The organism is Pseudomonas sp. GM79, assembly GCF_000282495.1.
In the GTDB taxonomy this organism is placed as follows: domain Bacteria; phylum Pseudomonadota; class Gammaproteobacteria; order Pseudomonadales; family Pseudomonadaceae; genus Aquipseudomonas.
This window is the reverse complement of sequence record NZ_AKJE01000002.1, coordinates 1-18,930: the sequence shown is the minus strand read 5'-3', so window position 1 is coordinate 18,930 and position 18,930 is coordinate 1. Positions and strand designations below refer to the sequence as shown.

16 protein-coding genes and 2 pseudogenes are annotated in these 18,930 nt (G+C 61.6%); 2 read left to right on the top strand and 16 right to left on the bottom strand.

Translation table 11 applies throughout. From position 1 onward, the window contains the following. Positions 1-169: 169 nt before the first annotated feature. From PMI36_RS29185 to PMI36_RS31660, 3 genes are all read right to left on the bottom strand, one after another. On the bottom strand, positions 170-1,039 hold the full coding sequence (locus PMI36_RS29185) for a transporter (RefSeq protein WP_008066857.1): 870 nt from the start codon (positions 1,037-1,039) through the stop codon (positions 170-172). A 134-nt stretch (positions 1,040-1,173) separates the two neighbouring features. After that, positions 1,174-2,232: an aliphatic aldoxime dehydratase gene (gene oxdA, locus PMI36_RS29190; RefSeq protein ID WP_008066855.1), complete on the bottom strand. Its 1,059-nt coding sequence runs from the start codon at positions 2,230-2,232 to the stop codon at positions 1,174-1,176. 44 nt (positions 2,233-2,276) lie between these two features. Beyond that, positions 2,277-2,444 (bottom strand): hypothetical protein, encoded by a 168-nt coding sequence (locus PMI36_RS31660; RefSeq protein ID WP_008066854.1) that lies wholly within the window; start codon positions 2,442-2,444, stop codon positions 2,277-2,279. 339 nt (positions 2,445-2,783) lie between these two features. On the opposite strand from PMI36_RS31660, the gene PMI36_RS29195 reads away from it, so the two are divergent. Continuing rightward, entirely contained in the window at positions 2,784-3,719 is a 936-nt protein-coding gene (locus PMI36_RS29195) for a helix-turn-helix domain-containing protein (protein WP_008066852.1), read from the top strand. An 83-nt stretch (positions 3,720-3,802) separates the two neighbouring features. On the opposite strand, the gene PMI36_RS29200 is transcribed toward PMI36_RS29195, so the two are convergent. The 12 genes and pseudogenes from PMI36_RS29200 to PMI36_RS29250 form a co-directional block, all read right to left on the bottom strand. Beyond that, complete coding sequence (locus PMI36_RS29200) at positions 3,803-4,486, bottom strand: TetR/AcrR family transcriptional regulator (RefSeq protein ID WP_008066849.1); 684 nt, start codon at positions 4,484-4,486, stop codon at positions 3,803-3,805. Between the two features lie 33 nt (positions 4,487-4,519). After that, entirely contained in the window at positions 4,520-5,254 is a 735-nt protein-coding gene (locus PMI36_RS32350) for a methyl-accepting chemotaxis protein (protein ID WP_443216671.1), read from the bottom strand. A gap of 123 nt (positions 5,255-5,377) precedes the next feature. Further along, positions 5,378-6,058: pseudogene (locus tag PMI36_RS32345) on the bottom strand (cache domain-containing protein); the annotation flags it as partial. Between the two features lie 157 nt (positions 6,059-6,215). After that, on the bottom strand, positions 6,216-7,367 hold the full coding sequence (locus tag PMI36_RS29210) for an acyl-CoA dehydrogenase family protein (protein WP_008066847.1): 1,152 nt from the start codon (positions 7,365-7,367) through the stop codon (positions 6,216-6,218). A gap of 18 nt (positions 7,368-7,385) precedes the next feature. After that, positions 7,386-8,474 (bottom strand): enoyl-CoA hydratase/isomerase family protein, encoded by a 1,089-nt coding sequence (locus tag PMI36_RS29215; RefSeq protein ID WP_008066846.1) that lies wholly within the window; start codon positions 8,472-8,474, stop codon positions 7,386-7,388. Next, positions 8,471-9,367, bottom strand: a complete 897-nt coding sequence (gene mmsB, locus PMI36_RS29220; protein ID WP_008066845.1) for a 3-hydroxyisobutyrate dehydrogenase — start codon at positions 9,365-9,367, stop codon at positions 8,471-8,473. Before mmsB ends, PMI36_RS29215 begins: the two co-directional genes overlap by 4 nt. A 25-nt stretch (positions 9,368-9,392) precedes the next feature. Next, complete coding sequence (locus PMI36_RS29225) at positions 9,393-10,166, bottom strand: enoyl-CoA hydratase (protein ID WP_008066836.1); 774 nt, start codon at positions 10,164-10,166, stop codon at positions 9,393-9,395. 45 nt (positions 10,167-10,211) lie between these two features. Further along, positions 10,212-11,720, bottom strand: coding sequence for a CoA-acylating methylmalonate-semialdehyde dehydrogenase (locus tag PMI36_RS29230; RefSeq protein ID WP_008066834.1), 1,509 nt, complete (start codon positions 11,718-11,720; stop codon positions 10,212-10,214). Between the two features lie 102 nt (positions 11,721-11,822). Beyond that, entirely contained in the window at positions 11,823-13,526 is a 1,704-nt protein-coding gene (locus PMI36_RS29235; RefSeq protein ID WP_008066833.1) for an AMP-binding protein, read from the bottom strand. A 353-nt stretch (positions 13,527-13,879) separates the two neighbouring features. Next, positions 13,880-15,130, bottom strand: a complete 1,251-nt coding sequence (locus PMI36_RS29240; RefSeq protein WP_008066830.1) for an OprD family porin — start codon at positions 15,128-15,130, stop codon at positions 13,880-13,882. 168 nt (positions 15,131-15,298) lie between these two features. Then, positions 15,299-16,948: a cation acetate symporter gene (locus PMI36_RS29245; protein ID WP_008066828.1), complete on the bottom strand. Its 1,650-nt coding sequence runs from the start codon at positions 16,946-16,948 to the stop codon at positions 15,299-15,301. Continuing rightward, positions 16,945-17,274, bottom strand: a complete 330-nt coding sequence (locus PMI36_RS29250; protein WP_008066826.1) for a DUF485 domain-containing protein — start codon at positions 17,272-17,274, stop codon at positions 16,945-16,947. The genes PMI36_RS29245 and PMI36_RS29250 overlap by 4 nt, the downstream gene beginning before the upstream one ends. A gap of 395 nt (positions 17,275-17,669) precedes the next feature. Here PMI36_RS29250 and PMI36_RS29255 point away from each other — a divergent pair, with 395 nt between their 5' ends. Then, complete coding sequence (locus PMI36_RS29255; RefSeq protein WP_032830043.1) at positions 17,670-18,620, top strand: LysR family transcriptional regulator; 951 nt, start codon at positions 17,670-17,672, stop codon at positions 18,618-18,620. A 92-nt stretch (positions 18,621-18,712) separates the two neighbouring features. On the opposite strand, the pseudogene PMI36_RS29260 reads toward PMI36_RS29255, so the two are convergent. After that, positions 18,713-18,930: pseudogene (locus PMI36_RS29260) on the bottom strand (pyrroloquinoline quinone biosynthesis protein PqqE); the annotation flags it as partial.

The following is an 18,930-nucleotide window of genomic DNA, read 5'->3' as shown; positions in this document are numbered from 1 at the left end:
CTGTACGGGAGCGTTCGACGGTGTTCGCAAAACACCTCGCGCCGGTTACCTGGAGCGACATCAATCTATGTGAGTAACAGGGTTCAAGTTAGGCATCCTTCTCAGCCTTTGCTTGGCTGAGAAGGACAGCCATTTGGTTGAAAAGGACAACCTGCCAAGCGTGGCGCGCTCAGAACACTTTCAAGACGCGCAGGTTCAGGCGTGCGCCTTCCTTGAAGCCTTGTTCGACCTCGATGTCGGTGCCGATCTGGGCTTGAATCTGCAGCGTGGGCTCGATGAAGTGCGTGACGGTGAAACGCCCGTAGGAGGTGGAGACTCCGTCGTGCTGATCTACACCGTTGACGGTGGTCGCCGAGCCGGTGATGTAGCCGCCGCCCACGGCGAAGGTGGTGCTCGGCGTCCAGTTGTAGCGCACGGCGGTCTGGTACTCGTAGCGGGTGTTTTCTTCCAGCTTTGCCCCGGTCGAGCCGAAGTCATTGTTGGTCGATACCCAAGAGGCTTCGGCCACTGTGTCCAGCGCCCATTTCGGGGAGAAATGGTGGATGTACGCCGCCTGTAGCGTGGCGCGCCAGCGGTTCTCGCCGAGGTTCAAGGCATCGTTCTTGTCGTAGCTCCCCACCGGAACGTACAGGTAGGGTGCCAAAGCGAAGATGTCCTTGTTCGCGGTGGGCAGCGTCCACTTCAGCGGCGCGGTGATGATCGGGTCGCCGATGCCGCGGGTATCGCCCAAGGCACCGATATCTCCCGAGGCGTTCATCTGGCCGAAAGGCAACAGAATCTGCGGTTCCCATGAGAGGTTTTCTGATAGGCCGATGGCGTGCACATACCGCAGGATGCCGATGTCCGAACTGAGCCTGGCGTCGTCGGATACCTTGCGGCCGTTCTGGTACTGATCCGATCGGTCGGCATGCTGGTAGTAGAGCAGCAAGGCGTTGGCGCCGGCCGGCAATGGCTCGAAATCGCCGGGAGCTACCTCAATGGCCTGGCTTTTAACAAAGGGCAGCATGCACAGCACGAGTAAAGAGTGACTCAACTTCATGATCGATTTCCTGACAAAAGGGCCCCCAACCCCATGCGCTAGAGATGGGGGGCCAAAAGATGTTTGGGGGTGAGGTCTGTGTCAGGGCGCAATTCGGATCAAGACCGCCCGTGGACGCCGGGTCGCGTCAGACGTCAGGTTGTCGGGATCACCGCGTCACGCAACATGCCGGTCTGCGGGTGGCAGTTGATGTACTCGAACACCTGATCCTTGGCGTCGGATACCGAGACTTCGTGGTAGAGCCGTAGCTTCGACAGGCTGGTGGCGACCCGAAAGAAGGTCACGAAGATGCGCAGATGTGTCGGGTGGGATTCAGCCCAGCGCTCGAGTTTTTCCAGGGAGCGCCAGTGGCCAATGTTGTAGCTCAGGTTCAGAAGATTGCCGTCCAGGTCGATGTAATTCACGAAGCGATTGCTGTAGCAACCCAGGTCCTTGCCACTGTCGCGCAGGAAATCCATACCCGCCTGTAGCGTCGGCAGAATTTCGTTGAGATAGAGCGATCGTTCTTCGTCGCCGGCATCCGCCCAATCCTGCCCGGAGCGGATCAGCGCGATATTGTCGTGGCCTTGCACGACCACGCGCCCACCTTTGGTGGGGTCACCGGCGATGACCGTCAGTTCGCCGGAAGGAGCCATCCAGTCGGTTTGGGAAATCGGGAAGCGGTCCCGCATCGATCCCCAGTAACCGTGTTCTTCGATGTCGTCACTGATGGTGTCCATGACGGCACCAACGCCGGGCAACTCATTGCGAAAGCCATACAGCGTCTCGAACTGCTCAGCCCGCGGCGCGACAATTTCCCGGAAGTAACCGAGACCGTCGTTCAGGCGATCCTCTGACGACCACCATTGGATTACCTCGGGCGTGCGCAGCCAACGGCAATACGCGGCGGGGTCTTTCCAGTACCCGACGATCATCAGGTTGTCATAACCGCTGTTGTCGGTGTGATGGGTCAGGTCATGGCTCAGAGGGCCGTCGGGCAAACTCAGGCTCGCGGCGATGTGGCGCATGGCGTGCAGGGCCGCTGCACGCTGGTCCTCCCCGCGGTACTGCACTCCCAAATATCCCATCACCACCTGTTCCAGTTGCTCATCGGCGCGCCCAACCCACATGGGGAAGGGTGGTTGATATTCATCAGGTACGCGGCGAGACAACGTCCGCGGGCATTTGAGGTGCTTATCGATCGCAGATTCCATGGGGGGCTCCTTGGTTCTATTTTTTTTGGTATGGGGTTATCTGTTCAACGTTTCGACGGGCGCGGGTGGCTGGCGGTTGGCGCAACCAGTCGACGCCGCAGCACCAGAGTCCCCAGCTCTAACAGGTAGGTGGCGAACTCTTCAGGCGCTAGGTCGCGCATCTGCAAAAGCCAGGATGAATCGGACTGTCGCTGCTGCTCTGGCAGTTGCATGGGACACCTCATCAGTTGTGGTTGGAGGGCACGGTGTGGGGTAGAAGTTAGGCGGGGACGGCGCAGTACGCTTGGCTCGTACGGACAACCGTTTGGCTAGAAAGGACAGGCCCTGAAAACAGGATTACGATGAGTTAAATTGGTGCGCACGCTTCGTCAGCAGGCGAGTGTGTGCATCGATATCGGGCAGGTGTAATCAGTGTCAGGTGTCAGCGGGACTCGCTGATGCAGCCTCTGAACCGTTGGCTGCCCAAAAGGGGAGTGGCCTGCTATTTGCTAAGCAGGGAACCAACGTTACCGTCACCCTTATTGTTCAGTCGCCGCCGTGAGGTGAATGCCATGAGTCATCGCAATCAGTATTCAACCCTCGCCGTTGCGTCTCCACGTCGCTTTGATTACTGGAAAGAAGTGGTATGCCGTCACTGCCTGGCGGCGGACAGCAAACCGTTGACGCAGAGCGATTTCGACGGGGCGCTGGAGGTGCACGATATGGGGCCGCTGGACATCTGCACGCTGTCCTCGCCACTGCATTTTTGGGAGCGTTCGCCCCAGCATTTGCGCAGCGGTCCTGATGAAGATCTATGGCTGGGTTTCACCCGGCGAGGCTATGGTGAACTGGAGCAGGGAGGGCGCAGGGCAACGCTAGCGGCGGACAACTTGTTTCTTTATGACGCATCCCAGACGTTCCGATTCAGCCTGGGTGGTACCGAAAACCACTTGGTCCGCATTCCGAGACAGTTGCTCAGCCAGCGGTTGCCAGGTATTGCAGGCTGCACAGCCGTGGTCCTGGACGATCGCCGTCCAGGGGTGATTCCGTTGCGCGAGATGTTGCACCAAGCGGCGAGCATTCCTGCAAGCTTTCAAGACGAGGGGCTTTCCAGCCGCTTCTCCAACACCTTGCTGGATCTTCTGGCGATCAGCCTGGAACTCCAGGATCTCAAGACGACCCATGAGGAGCTGGATCTTTATGGTCGGATCATGAACTACATCCAGCAGAATCTGACCGATCCGGACCTCTCGATCGAGCGCATCGCTCAAGTGCATTATGTGTCCACGCGAACCGTCACGCGCGCTTTCGCCCGTTACCAGAAAACGCCGGTCGCGGAGATCTGGAAAGAGCGCCTGCTCGCGAGTCGCGAGGCAATAGAACGCGGTCAGGTACGCAGCATTTCTCAAGCTGCACTGGATTTCGGATTCTCCGATTTCTCCCATTACAGTCATGCTTTTCGCAAGGCCTTTGGTGTGGCTCCTCATACACTCCTGCGCCGAACTTGAGAAAGGCTCCAGGATTCACAAAAAAACGCCACTCAATGAGTGGCGTTTTTTTGTGCATGAGATTTATGTTCAGCGTCTGGCCATTAGCCCGGCTTTGACGAGAGTTCAGAGCCTGAGGTATGAGTCGCCTGCAACGCACCCTGGAGGGTACTCATCACCATGTCATGCAGCAACTTGCGGCGTACTCCCTTGCTTGCGTGCGGCTCCCCAACCCAGGCCGGCAGTTGGTTGAGGAGGGACACGATGCCGCTCAAGGTGGCGCGCCGGGTGGCACTGGTCGGTTTACCGGTGAGCTGCTCTATAGTTTCCACCAGGTGCTCCTCGTAGCGTCGGCGCAGGGTCAGGATCAAGGCATGCTGTTCGCTGCTCAGGCAATGGAGGTCGTACTCTGCCAGGCGGAAATGCGCTCCCATGCGCTCGTGTAGCAGGAGGTGCGCCTCAAGCAGGCCGTGCAGTCGTACCGCCGGTGCGGATTTGCGACGATTCACCAGGCTGGCGCCATGAAGCAACTGTTCGTAGAGTTCCTCGATCAGCTCGAACAGCAGTGCTTCCTTGCTATCGATGTGGTTGTAAATGGAGCCGACCTTGATCCCCAGATAAGTGGCCAGGTCGCGCATGCTGACCCGGCTGAAACCACACCTGGCGAACAGCTCGAGCGCCTTATGGCGGGTTTCCAGGTAGCGCGAATGGTGCCCTTGTTCGACAGGTACCGCCAAAAGGGAATTCGGGCTGGCGCAACGGGGCGCGACTGACTGGGCGTTGGTCATGGAATTAACACCTCCATCGTTGCTCATTCGCCTTCATACGCGAAACTGCCCCAACAGCCGATTCAGCTGACCCGCCAGTTGGCCCAGTTCCTGGCTGGCCTCGTTGGACCGGCCTGCTGCCTGGGCATTTTCGTGGGCCAGCGAAGCTGCACGGGTGACATTCTGGTTGATGTCTTCGACCACATGGGACTGCTCCAGGGTGGCGCTGGCGATCGAGGCGTTCAGTTCGGTGAGATTGCGCAGCGCGCTGAGAATCTGGTGCAGGCTTTCACCGGTTCGGCGGGCCTGTTCGACGGTTTGTTGAGCGGCTTGGCTGCTGGTATTGATGACCTTCACCGCCGCTTTCGAGTTGCCCTGCAGGCGCTCGATCATGCCCTGGATCTGCGCGATGGACTGCTGAGTGCGCTGGGCCAGCAGGCGCACTTCGTCTGCTACCACGGCGAAGCCGCGACCCTGTTCGCCAGCGCGCGCCGCCTCAATGGCGGCATTCAGCGCCAACAGGTTGGTCTGCTCGGCGATGGCGCGAATGACTTCCAGCACACTGCCGATCTGGGTGCTTTCCTGGGCCAGGCTCTGGATCACCTCGACAGCCTGGCCGATGGTCTCGGACAACTGGTCGATCTGGCTCAGGCTGTTGTCAATATTGTTCTGGCCCTGGCGTGCCTGCTCATCGGCCTGGCGTACTTCGTTGGCGGCGTGTTCGGCGTTCTTCGCCACTTCCTGCACGGCGTAAGAAACCTCGTGAATGGCGGTGGCCACCAGCTCCATCTGCTGGGACTGTTGTTGGCTGTGGCGCTGGCTATCGCTGGCAATCTCAGCGAGTGATTGCGAGGCCTGGTCCAGGCTGCCGGCGGTCTGCATAGACTGGCCGATCACAGTGCGTAGCTTGTTGGTGAACACGTTGAAGTGGACGTTGAGGGCAGTGAGCTCGTCGCGCCACTGGCTGTCCAGATTGCGGGTCAGGTCGGCATCGCCGCTGGCGATGTTCTGCATTGCATCGACCGCTTGCGCCAGTGGCGAGGCGATGCTGCGGGCAATCAGCAGGATCAGCGAGCTGAGGAGCAGGGTGATCATTATCAGGATGACGAAGGTGTGTACCAGCTGGCGGCGGAACTCGACTTGCACGTCGTCAATGTAGATACCCGAGCCGACGATCCAGCCCCAGGGCTTGAACAGTTCGACGTAGGAAACCTTCTCCACCGGCGCGTCGGAACCCGGCTTGGGCCAGCGGTAACTCACCAGGCCAGAGCCGTCGCGTTTTGCCACGGCAACCATCTCGTCGAAGAGCGCCTTGCCATCAGGGTCGAGGGTGCCAGCCATGCGCTTGCCTTCAAGCTTGGCATTGGGATGCAGGATCATGCGTGTGTCGAGGTCTTCGAGCCAGAAGTAGTCCCCGTGGTCATAGCGCAGATCGCGTATTACCGCGATAGCCTGCTGCTGCGCCTGTTCACGACTGAGCCCGTGTTCCTCCAGGTTTTGGAAGTGGCGCAGGATGCCGCTGGCCGTCTCGACCACGTGACGGGTTTTCAGCTCCTTGGCTGCATACAGGTTGTCAGAGTTCTGCTTGAGCATCATGCCGGCGAGAATCAGCAGCATCAGGATGGACGTCAGCAGGATCAACCACAGTCGGCGGTTGATGGGAATATTGCGCAAGCGGGGCATGGGCAACTCCACAAGGAGGGGCAGAAAGTGGGCGGCCGGACGCGGCGGGCGCATCCGGACGGGGGACTCAGAGCGCGTAGTGGGCCAGCTCGCGGGCGATCAACAGGCGTTGGACCTCGCTGGTGCCTTCGTAGATCTGGGTGATGCGTGCATCGCGGTAGTAACGCTCAACCGGATAATCCTCCAGGTAGCCGTAGCCGCCATGGATCTGCATGGCGCTGGAGCACACGCGCTCGGCCATCTCAGAGGCGAACAGCTTGGCCTGCGAGGCTTCTGACAGACACGGTTGCCCGGCGCTTTTCAGGCGTGCGGCATGCAGCACCAGCAGTCGGGTGGCATTGAGCCGGGTGTGCATATCGGCGAGCAAGTTGGATACGCTTTGGTGTTCGATGATCGGCTTGCCGAATTGGACGCGCTCGCGGGCATACCCCAGCGCGGCCTCGAAAGCGGCGCGGGCGATCCCCAGGGCCTGGGCGGCGATACCAATGCGACCACCTTCCAGGTTGGACAGGGCAATGGCCAGGCCCTTGCCGCGTTCGCCCAGCAGGTTAGCCTCGGGGATCGTGCAATTGTTCAGGGTCACCGCGCAGGTATCCGAGGCCTTGATCCCCATTTTGTGCTCACGGCGGTCGACCACGAAACCAGGGTTGTCGGTCGGTACCAGGAAGGCCGACAGCCCCTTCTTGCCCAGTTCCGGATCGGTGACGGCGAAAACGATGGCCAGCTTGGCGCGCTCGCCGTTACTGACGAACTGCTTGGCGCCGTTGAGCACCCACTGACCGTCGCGCAGCTCGGCTCGAGTGCGCAGGTTGTGTGCTTCGGTGCCGGCCTGCGGCTCGGTCAAGCAGAAGCAGCCTATGGCCTGGCCGCTGGCCAGAAGCGGCAACCAGTCGTCTTGCTGAGTCGGGCTGCCATATTTCAGCAGGGGGCCGCAGCCCACTGAATTGTGGATGCTCATCAATGCGCCGAGGGCACCGTCGCCGGCCGAGATTTCCTCCACGGCCAGGGCGTAGGCCACATAGTCGGTGTAGCTGCCACCCCAAGTGTCCGGCACAACCATGCCCAGCAGGCCCAGTTCACCCATCTGCGCCACCACGGCGTCATCGATCCAGCCGGCCTTCTCCCAGGCTTGGGCATGCGGGCCGACTTCGCTGCGGGCAAAGTCGCGCGCCATGTCGCGGATCATGCGTTGTTCTTCGGTCAATTCGATATCGTGCATTGCGGTGTCTCCTGCCGATCAGGCGGTGCGAAGAGGGTTGGCGGAGGCCGGACGGAAGCCGCTGAAAAAGGATTGCACCCGCGGTGGTGCCAGTTCCGCCAGGGTTGGCGGGTTCCAGCGCGGAGTTTTGTCCTTGTCGATGATCAAGGCGCGCACGCCCTCCATCAGGTCGCCTTTGTCGAACCACTGATAGTCCAGGTGCAACTCCAGGGCAAAGCAATCGGCCAGGCTCAGGTAACGGCCGCGGCGCAGCAGCTCCAGGGTCACGGCCATCGCCAGTGGCGAACGGCTGTCGAGCAGTTTGGCCATCTGCTCGGCCCAGTCGCGCAGCTCGGGACGTTGCTCGCGCTGCAGGGCGGTGCGAATGGCCGGCACATCGGGCAGGGAGAAATACTCATCGATCACCTGGCGATAGGCCTTGAGTTCCGATCCCGCAATCCGTTCGGTGGCCATGCGGGCGAGCAGGTTTTGCAGGTCTTCATCGGGCGCACCGGTCCAGTTCAACTGATCCAGCGCGGCATCCAGTTCGGCCAGTTGCTCACTGGGCAGGCAGTAGTCAGCCAGGTTGGCATAGAGGGCATCGGCGGCACGTACCTGGCAGCCTGTGACCCCCAGATAGATACCCAGCTCACCCGGAAGGCGCGGCAGGAAATAGCTGCCGCCGACATCGGGGAAAAAGCCGATGCCGACTTCCGGCATACCCATCCGCGTGCGCTCGGTGATCACCCGCAGCGAGGCGGCCTGAGCGAGCCCCATACCGCCGCCCAAAACATAACCATCCAGCAGCGCCAGCACCGGTTTGGAGTAGCCATGCAGGTACTCGTCAAGGACGTATTCCTCCTCGAGAAACACCTCGTGCAGGTCGTCGCCGGCCTTGTGGCTGTCGTACAGCATGCGGATGTCGCCACCGGCGCAGAAGGCCTTTTCCCCGGCACCACGGATGGTCACGGCGACAATCTCCGGGTCCTTTTCCCAGACCCACAGGTGCCGGTACAGGAGGCCCACCATGGATAGGTTCAGGGTGTTCAACGCGCTCGGTCGATTCAGCGTCAGGTGGCCGATGCGGTTGCGCACACTGGCCAGCACCGGGGCTTGCTGCTCGCTCATGCTTTTGCTTCTCCACGAAACAGTTTGATGATGGCGGAGAAGTCCAGACCGCCATTACCTTGCAGGCTGAAGGTCTGGTACAGCTGCTGGGCGGCAGCACCGAGCACCACCGGCTGACGCACATGTTTCGCTGCTTCGGTGGCGAGGCCGAGGTCCTTGAGCATCAGGTCGGTACCAAAGCCGCCACTGTAACCACGCGAGGCCGGAGCGTTTTCCAGCACGCCCGGGAACGGATTGTTGATCTCCGAGCTCCAGCAGCGACCGGTGGAGGTGCCGATGACACCGGCCAGCACCTTGGCGTCCATGCCCAGGGCTACACCCAGGGCCATGGCCTCGGCGACGCCGACCATGGAGATGCCGAGCAGCATGTTGTTGGCGATCTTGGCCACCTGGCCGTTACCTGCTGCGCCGCAGTGCACGATGTTCCTGCCCATGGCCGAGAGGATTGGCAGGGCCTGGTCGAATACGCTGACCGGGCCACCGACCATAAAGGTCAGGGTGCCTGCCGTCGCGCCACCGGTGCCGCCGGATACCGGCGCATCGAGCATCGGGTTGCCTTGGGCAAGGGCGAATTTGGCCACTTCGCGGGCACTGAGCGGGTCAATGGTTGAACTGTCGATCAACAGCACGCCCTGGCCAATATTGGCCAACAGGCCCTCCTTACCGCGATAGACCTGCTTCACATGGTCGGCGGTCGGCAACATGGTGATGATCACCTCAACCTTGGCTTTGGCCACGGCGGCGGGCGAGTCAGCGGCGCTGGCACCGGCCTCCACCAGGGCGGCGACCGCCTGCGGGAAAGGATCGAAGACGGTCAGGCTGTGTCCAGCCTTGAGCAGGTTGCGGGCCATTGGGCCGCCCATGTTGCCGAGGCCGAGAAATCCGATATGCATGATGACTACCTTTTGCGAGTGGGGATCAGCGGTGCAGGAAATTCGGCACGCGCTTTTCGACGAAGGCTTGCATGCCTTCCTTTTGGTCGTGGCCGGCAAACAGCGAATGGAACAGCCGACGCTCGAAACGTATGCCTTCGCTGAGGCTGATTTCTTCAGCGCGGTTGACGCATTCCTTGATCATCATGGCCGCCGGCAGCGACTTGCCGGCAATGCCGCGGGCGACTTCCAGGGTCCGTTCCAGCAACTCCGCGACGGGGAAAACACGGGCCACCAGGTTGGCGCGCTCAGCTTCCTCGGCGCCGAGCTGGCGGCCAGTCAGGCACAGCTCCATGGCTTTGGACTTGCCAACGGCGCGGCTCAGGCGCTGGGTGCCACCGATCCCGGGAATCACTCCCAGGTTCAATTCCGGAAGGCCGAAGCGGGCGTTATCGGCGGCGTAGATGAAGTCGCACATCAGCGCCAACTCGCAGCCGCCACCCAAGGCATAACCGGCTACTGCGGCAATCATTGGCTTGCGCCGGGCGCCAATGCGGTCGGCGGCGGCGAAGAAATCGTCCAGGTAGATTTGCGGATAACCCAGCGCGGCCATCTCTTTGATGTCAGCGCCGGCGGCAAAGGCCTTGGTCGATCCGGTGATGACCATGCAGCCGACTTCGGGGTCGGCCTCCAGGCGGTGCAGAGCCAGGTTCAGCTCGGCGATCAACTGACTGTTCAGCGCGTTGAGCGCTTGCGGCCGGTTGAGCGTAATCAGGCCAACGCGCTGTTGCACATCAACCGTTAATGTCTGGTATTCCATCGTTCAGCTCCTGGCCGGCCGACGCTGGGCGCCGGCCGGAAGAGATCATTTAAGGGTGATGGTGGTGTTCACCGAGCCGCCGGTGTCATCCTCGTCGAACCAGCGCTGGGTGACCGTCTTGGTCTGGGTGTAGAAGGTCACCACTTGTTTGCCATAGGGGCCCAGGTCACCGAGTTTGGAGGCGCGCGAACCGGAGAACGAGAACAGCGGGACCGGTACAGGGATCGGCACGTTGATGCCTACCTGGCCGACGTCGATTTCTTCCTGGAAGTGACGGGCCGCAGCGCCGGAGCGGGTGAACAGGGCGGTACCGTTGCCATTCGGGTTGGCGTTGATGATCTCGATCGCTTCGCTCAAGCTGGCGGCGTGCATGACGCACAGCACCGGGCCGAAGATTTCTTCGCGGTACACGGACATTTGTGCAGTGACGCCGGAGAATATGGTCGGGCCGACGAAGTTGCCGTCCTGGTAGCCAGGCACGCTTGGGTTGCGCCCATCCAGTTCGAGCCTGGCGCCTTCTTCGATGCCGCTGGCGATCAGGCTGTTGACGCGATCCAGGGCCGCGCAGGAGATCACCGGGCCGATGTCGGTGCCAGGTTCGGTGCCGCCATTGATCTTGAGGGTTTTGGTCCGCTCGATCAGGTCCGGCAACCAGGTCTGCGCTTCACCCACCAGAATGACCACCGGCAGGGCCATGCAGCGCTGACCGGCGGCGCCGAAGGAGGCGCCCAGCAGGTTGTTCAACGTCTGCTGCTTGTTGGCATCGGGCAGGACGATGGCGTGGTTCTTCGCGCCCATCATGCACTGTGCGCGTTTGCCGTTCTGCGTAGCGCGGTTGTAGACATGGGTGCCGACCTTGGTCGAACCAACGAAGGACACGGCTTTGATGTCCGGGTGGTCACAGATCAGGTTCACCGCGTCGACGCCGCCGTGGATGACATTGAGCACGCCCTTGGGTACACCGGCCTCCAGGGCCAGTTCGACCAGGCGCATGGTCACCAGCGGGTCTTGCTCGGACGGCTTGAGGATGAAGGTGTTGCCGGTGGCGATGGCCATCGGGAACATCCACAGCGGGATCATCGCCGGGAAGTTGAACGGGGTGATGCCGGCACACACGCCCAGCGGCTGCATCAAGGTGTAGGTGTCGACGCCATTGGCGACGTTGTTGGCCAACTCACCCATCTGCAGATTGCCGATGGAGGCGGCGTGCTCGACCACCTCCAGGCCGCGGAACACATCACCTTCGGCATCCGGCAGGGTTTTGCCCTGTTCAGCGGTGAGCAGGGCGGCCAGTTCCTTGATGTTCTCGCGGATCAGTTGCTGGTATTTGAAGAAGATCCGGGAGCGGGCGCCGATCGGAGTCTTGCGCCAGGTCTTGAAGGCTTCCTTGGCGCTGGCCACGGCGGCGTCCATTTCCTCTGCGGTGGCGAAGGGCACGCGGGCCAGGACTTCCTGGGTGGCCGGGTTGACCACGTCGCGCCACTGAGTGCTACGCGATTCGACGAATTCGCCGTTGATGAGAAGCTTGACGCTAGGAATGCTGGAGGAGGTCATTTTCGGGTCCTGTCTACTTTCTTTGAGTCGAGTAAGGCCCCTCGGCCTGGTTGGCCGAGCGGTCGTGTTTGAATTCAGGAGGGCCGGCGTACCGGCCCGGGTTTAGCCCTTGAGCTGTGGGAAGTCTTCTTCGAAGTACTCTTGCGCGCCGCGTGCATCGCTCTGGCGGCGCTGCACTTCCATCTGTCGCAGTTCCACCCGCCGGATCTTCCCGGAGATGGTCTTGGGCAGTTCGCTGACGAATTCGATACGTCGCACCCGCTTGTAGGGCGCCAGGTGCTCGCGGGCGAAGGCGAGGATGTTACCGGCCAGTTCGGCACTGCCGGGTTCGTCATGGGCCAGGATCAGGAACGCCTTGGGCACGGCCAGGCGTAGAGGGTCCGGGCTTGGAACCACGGCCACTTCCATCACCGCCGGGTGCTCGATCAGTGCGCTTTCCAGCTCGAAGGGACTGATGCGGTAGTCGGAGGCTTTGAACACATCGTCGGCACGGCCGACAAAGGTGATGTAGCCATCCTCGTCGATCTGCGCGGTGTCGCCGGTGCGGTAGTAGCCGTCGCGCATTACTTCTGCGGTTTTTTCGGGGCTGTCCTCGTAGCACAACATTAGGCCGAGCGGACGCACGTCCAGTGGCAGGGCTACTTCTCCCTCGTTGCCGGGTACGCCGTCGGGGTCAAGCATGGTCACCCTGTAGCCCGGCAGAGGACGGCCCATGGAGCCGGGTTTGAGCAGTTGGCCGGGTGTATTACCGACCAGAGCGGTGGTTTCCGACTGACCGAAACCATCACGCAGCGGCAAGTCCCAGGCATGCAGGATCTGCTCGATGATCTCCGGGTTCAGTGGCTCACCGGCGCCCACCAGTTCGCGAAGGTTCAGGCGCTGCTTGTAACTGGCCAGGTCCTCCTGAATCAGCATGCGCCACACGGTGGGCGGGGCGCACAGGCTAGTGACGCCATAGCGCTCCAGCGCGCCAAGCAGGGCCGGGGCGCTGAAGCGCGCGACGTTGTGGATGAAGATGCAGGCGCCGGCGTTCCACGGTGCGAAGAGGCAGCTCCAGGCATGTTTGGCCCAGCCCGGTGACGAAATGTTCAAGTGCAGGTCACCCGGCTGCAGGCCGATCCAGTACATGGTCGACAGGTGGCCGACCGGGTAGCTCTGGTGGCTGTGCAGCACCATCTTCGGCTTGGAGGTAGTGCCGGAGGTGAAGTACAGCAGCATCGGGTCGGTGGCTAGCGTGCGGTCCTCGACGTCGAACTGCTCGGAATAGTCGTTGGCGGCGCTGTGCGGGGTCCAGCCGGCGGGGGCCGGGCCGACGCAGATGCGGCTGCAGCCTTCTCCCAGGCCGACGAACTTGTCGACATGGGCGCTGCCGACCACCAGGTGACGAACCTGGCCGCGCTCGATGCGGTCGCCCAGGTCATCGGGGGTCAGCAGGGCGGTGGCGGGGATAACGACGGCACCAAGCTTGAAGGCGGCCAGCATGGTTTCCCACAAGGCGACATCATTGCCGAGCATCAGCAGGATGCGCTCGCCGCGGCGTACGCCGAGGGCACGCAAGTGGTTGGCCACCTGATTAGAGCGCGAGGCCAGTTGCTGGAAGCTGTAGCGTTGTTCGCTGCCGTCTTCTTCGACGATCCACAGGGCGTTGGCCTGGTTGCCCTCGGCCATGGCATCGAAGTAATCCAGTGCCCAGTTGAACTCGTTCAGTTGCGGCCAGCGGAAGTCACGCACGGCAGTGGCGTAGTCGGTACGGTGGGCCAGCAGGAAGTCTCGAGCGGCGAGGAACGGTTGGCAGTTGCTGTTCATTGGAGTCTCCATCGATCGTGGTGACGATCGGCGCGGGTACAGGTACGGGATGGTCAGGCGGCGAAGGGGGCTTCGCTGCGGGCAGCAATGCGTACGAGACGCGTGCAGGTACCTGAGAGCGGGGAGACGGCGGCAAGCATGGATGTCTTCACGGTGTATGCCCTTGTTTGTTTTTGTTGGGTCTGGCGCGGTTCATGACCAGGCGCTTGAGCCCAGTATATGCATGCAAAAATCAATTAAAAATGCTCATAAAAACCGGTGCGTTGTGCAAAAAAATCATAGAGGTGGCGCGTTGGATTGGGGGGCACTCGCACTCTCAGGCAATGCGAGCGGCCCCCGTCTGGCGGGGGGATTTACCACAGCGCCAGGGTATAGCTGAGGATCAGGCGGTTTTCATCCAGGTCGCTGCCGAAGTTGGTCGAGCGCACTGTCGCATTGCGCCATTTCACCCCGACATTCTTCAACGGCCCGCTCTGCACGACATAGCCAATGTCGGTATCGCGTTCCCATTCCTTGCCTTCCGGGCGATTGCCGCCCAGATCGATGTTGTCACCGGTGAGGTAGCGGGTCATGAAGGTCAGGCCCGGTACGCCAATGGCCGCGAAGTTGTAGTCGTAGCGCGCCTGCCAGGACTTTTCGTCCTTGCTGGCGAAGTCGCCGATCTGCACGAAGTTCACCAGGAACGCATCGGTGCCGTTGATGTAGGCGTAGCCGGTGTCGCCGCTCATGCCTTGATAACCCAGGCCCAACGCATGCCCGCCGAGGTTGTAGGTGAACATCGCGCCGATGGCGTTGTTATCGACATTGCTGCCGCCATCGTCCGTGGAGCGGGCGAAGCGCAGATCCGTCTTCAGCGATTGGCCGGTTGTGACCGGCAACACGTAGGTCAGGTTGACCAGGTGCTGACTGTAGAAGTTGTCGAGGTGACCGTAGCTGTAGCCGGTGGCGAGGTTGCTGGTCCATTTGTAGTTCAGGCTGGCGAAATCGAAGCTGTCGCTGTCGAGATGACGTGTGGTGATGCCCTTGGCGCCGGTGCGGGTGATGCCCATGTCCTCGTAATCCGAGGAGTCGCGCTGATTGACCTGCGTCAGTCGTCCGGCATCCACGGTCAGGCCTTCGAGTTCCAGCGACGTCAACTGACCGCCCTTGAAGGTTTGTGGCAACAGCCGTGAATCGTTGGCCAGTACCGTCGGCAGTTTCGGCAGCAGCGTGCCGAGTTTCAGCGTGCTTTTCGAGGCGCGCACTTTGGCGGTCAGGCCCAGTTCGCCGTACTCGTCCTGCGCACCTTTGCTTGTGTCACGGTGGCGTTTGAGCAGGCCGGAACCTGCGCGATCAGGGCTGGAGTCGAGCTTGACGCCGAGCAGGCCGATGGCATCGAAACCGACACCGATCAAACCGTCGGTGAAGCCCGACTCATAGCGCAGCAGGAAACCCTGGGCCCATTCCTCTTGTTTGGATTGGGCGGCGTTGGTCTGACGATAATCTCGGTTGAAGTAAAAGTTGCGCAGTTCCAGGCTGGCCTTGCTGTCTGCGAGGAAGTCCGCGTGGACCTGGGTGGCAACGCTGCTGCCTGCCAGGAGCAGGGTGAAAAGGATGGGTTTCATTGCTTGCCTCTTGTTGTTATAAGCAAGCCGTTCCCGCACTGGCCGGGGCCGGTGGAGGGAAGACTCGTTGGAGGTGCCCTGCGCCGGGTGGCGCAGGGCGGGAGTAAAAAAGCGCGACGCTAAGGGGCGAACTCGCGCTCGGGGCATAGACCCCGGGAAGCTGCAGCGTTAGTGACTGCTGGCCATAGCAGCGCCCAGGCCAGTCTGGGCGCGGACGAACTGATCGGCATAGGCAGCACGCTCGCGGTCGGCACGCTCGCTACGGTCCAGTTTGGACGCCACCACGATGACCAGGAAGGCCAAAGGCATGGAGAACAGCGCCGGCTGGTCGTAGGGGAAGATTGCCTGGGCATGGCCCAATACGCCGACCCACACCGACGGAGAGCCGATGACCAGGGCCAGGGCGCTGATCAGGCCAGTCAGACCACCATAGAGGGCGCCACGGGTGGTCAAGCCACCCCAGTACATGGCCATGATCAATACCGGGAAATTCGCAGAGGCCGCTATGCCAAACGTCAGGCCGACCAGGAAGGCGATGTTCTGGCCCTCGAACAGAATGCCGAGGGAAATCGCGACGATGCCCAGACCGACAGTGGCGATGCGCGACACTCGCATTTCCTGCTTCTCGTCGGCCTGGCCCTTCTTCAGTACCGAGGCATAAAGGTCGTGAGAGATGGCCGAGGCGCCGGCCAGCGCCAGGCCGGCCACCACTGCAAGAATGGTGGCGAAGGCCACGGCGGAGAGGAATCCGAGAAACAGGTTGCCGCCCACCGCTTTAGCCAGATGCATGGCAACCATGTTGCCGCCGCCGATCATGGCGCCGCCGAGCTTGCCGTCGACATAGTACTGCGGGTCTGTGCCGACGATGACGATGGCGGTGTAGCCCAGGATGCAGACCACCAGGAAGAAGAAGCCGATGAACACCGTGGCGAATAGCACCGATTTGCGCGCCTCCTTGGCATTGGGTACGGTGAAGAAGCGCATCAGAATGTGCGGCAGGCCGGCGATGCCGAAGACCAGTCCGAGGGACAGTGACACCGCGTTGATCGGGTCGGCCAGCAAGGTGCCCGGGCCCATAATCTGCACGCCGCTGGCATGCACCGCCACGGCTTGGGCGGCCAGCGTCTCGAAGCTGAAGCCGAAACGGCTCAGGGCCATCAGCATCAGGGTCGTGCCGCCGGCCAGCAGCAGGACCGCCTTGGTGATCTGCACCCATGTGGTGGCAAGCATGCCGCCGAAGATCACGTAGACCAGCATCAGCAGGCCGACCACCACCACCGCCGTGCGATAGTCGAGGCCGAACAGCAGCTTGATCAACTGGCCAGCACCGACCATCTGCACCACCAGGTAGCAACACACCACCGTCAGCGAACCGAGGGCGGCGAAGCTGCGCACGCGAGTTTGATCCAGGCGGAAGGAGACGATGTCGGCGAATGTATAGCGGCCCAGGTTGCGCAGGCGCTCGGCCATCAGGAAGGTGACGATGGGCCAGCCGACGAAGAAGCCAATGATATAGATGAAGCCGTCATAGCCCTTGGCGAACACCAGGCTCGAGAGGCCCAGCAAAGTGGCCGCCGACATGTAGTCACCGGCGATCGCCAGGCCATTCTGAAAGCCCGTGATACCGCCGCCGGCACTGTAGAAGTCGGCAGCGGAGCGCGTGCGACGGGACGCCCACCAAGTGATCAGCAAAGTGGCGAGGACGAAGATGAAGAACATGCCGATGGCATGCACATTGAGCGGTTGCTTCTCCGCGGTGATGGGTGCGGCGTTGGCCAGCAGGGGGCTGAGGGCGAGAAGGGCGAGTAGGCGTTTCATGCGCGGGTCTCCTGGAGGATCTGCGCGCTGAGCGCGTCGAAACGGGTGTTGGCGGTGTTCACGTACCAGGCGGTAAGTAGCCAGGACAGCAGGATAATTGCCACGCCGACCGGCATGCCGAGGCTGAGGTGACTGCCGTCGTACAGTGGCAGGTGCAACCAGGCAGGTGCGAAGGCCACTACCATGATGAAGCTGTAATAGACAGCCAGGACTGCGCCGCTCAGTGACCAAGCCAGGAGCGCGCGCTGGCGGGTGAGTCGCTGGAACTTGGGATTGGCCCTGACCTGGGCGCAGGTCAGGGCGTGGTTCGGATGATCAGTCGTCATAGTGAGGCTCCGCTTTTAATTGTTGTTGTTTTCCGGCCTTTTGAGGGGCGTACGGGTACCCGGGCGACGTCCCGAAGCGGAGCGTCACCTGAATGCTGCTGGAGTCGTTGCTGCCCTGGCGATCTTCCGGAGGCAAGGGTTGAAATGGCAGGTGTGGCGCCGACAGGAAACCCGCCGTATTAGCCCTCGGCGGGCGCGATGGTGGCAGTGATTGCGCTGTCGCGCAGCCGCCTGTTTTCGGCTTGAAAGCAGTGTTTTTTACCCTGCATTCATGCCGTTAGCCCTGGTTGAAATCGGGGCTTTTCCGGTTGAGAAACGATGCTGGTCAAACCAGGCTGAATGCGAGTATATGTTGGCTAATTTCCAATATGTATTGGCAGAAAAGCCTGATGAATATGCAAAAAAGCACAACGCAAAGTCACGTGAATTGGGACGATATGCGTTTCTTTCTCGAGGTCGCCCGTGCACGCACCGCGAGTGGCGCAGCGCGCCGTTTGGGGGTGGACTACACCACGGTGTCGCGGCGCATCCGCGCCCTTGAGCAAAGCCTTGGCGCACTGCTTTTCGAGAAGTCCCGAGCGTCGGGTTTCGTCATGACTATCGAGGGGCAGCGCCTGGTCAGTCACGCCGAAACTCTGGAAAGTACGCTGCTGGCAGCCTGCGAGCAGGTTTCCGGAACCACCGGGGGGCTCGCCGGGCACCTGCGTATAGGCTGTACCGAAGCTTTCGGCTCCTGTTTCGTCACCACGCAGATGAGCCACTTCATCATCCACTATCCGCATATCTCCGTGGACATCCTGCCGGTCCCGCACTTCGTCAATCTGTCACGGCGCGAGGCAGACATCGCCATCACCCTGGAGCGGCCTGAGCGCGGTCCGTACGTGTGCTCGCGGCTGTGCGACTACCGTCTGCGTCTGTATGCGACACCGGAGTACCTGGCCAATCATTCGCCGATTGCCAGTCGCGAGGACCTGGCCGGTCACCCATTCGTGACCTATGTCGAGGATCTGGCCTTCAGCTTCAAGCTGCTCTACCTGAACGACCTGCTGCCCGGCGCGCACAGCCGCCTGCGCAGCACCAGCGTAGTTTCCCAGTACCATGCGGCGCTGGAAGGGCGCGCGCTGGCCATCCTGCCTTGCTTCCTCGCCGGTCCCGACCCGCGCCTGTGCGAAGTGCTACCGGATCAGGTGGAGGTCACTCGACAGTTCTGGATGTACTACAGCGAGGACCTGCGCAAGCTCAAGCGGATCACCTTGGTAGCCGACTATTTGCGCGCCTGTGCTGAACTCAATCATCCGCTGCTGATGGGCGAGTCCCGCGCGATGGCCTACCTGCCGTCGCCCTGAGTTGCAAGTCTGGGCCGCGGCTGCCGGCGCAGTGCCTACAGTCGCTGGCGAGGGCTCATTGGCCTGGCCACGGTGAGCCTGGATTCATGCATTCAGCGGACCTTGGCGATCAGCCGCGAGTTACGCGCATTGCGCAAGGCCAGTTGTTCAATGGTCTGGGTCGCGTGTTCGGCTTCTTCGCGAGCCTTGAGGATCACGCCGTGATGTTCCGATTTGCTGCACACCGGGTCGGCGTTGCTCGCGTCCCCCGTGAGCATGAATGCCTGGCAGCGACAGCCGCCGAAGTCTTTTTCTTTCTCGTCGCAGGAAC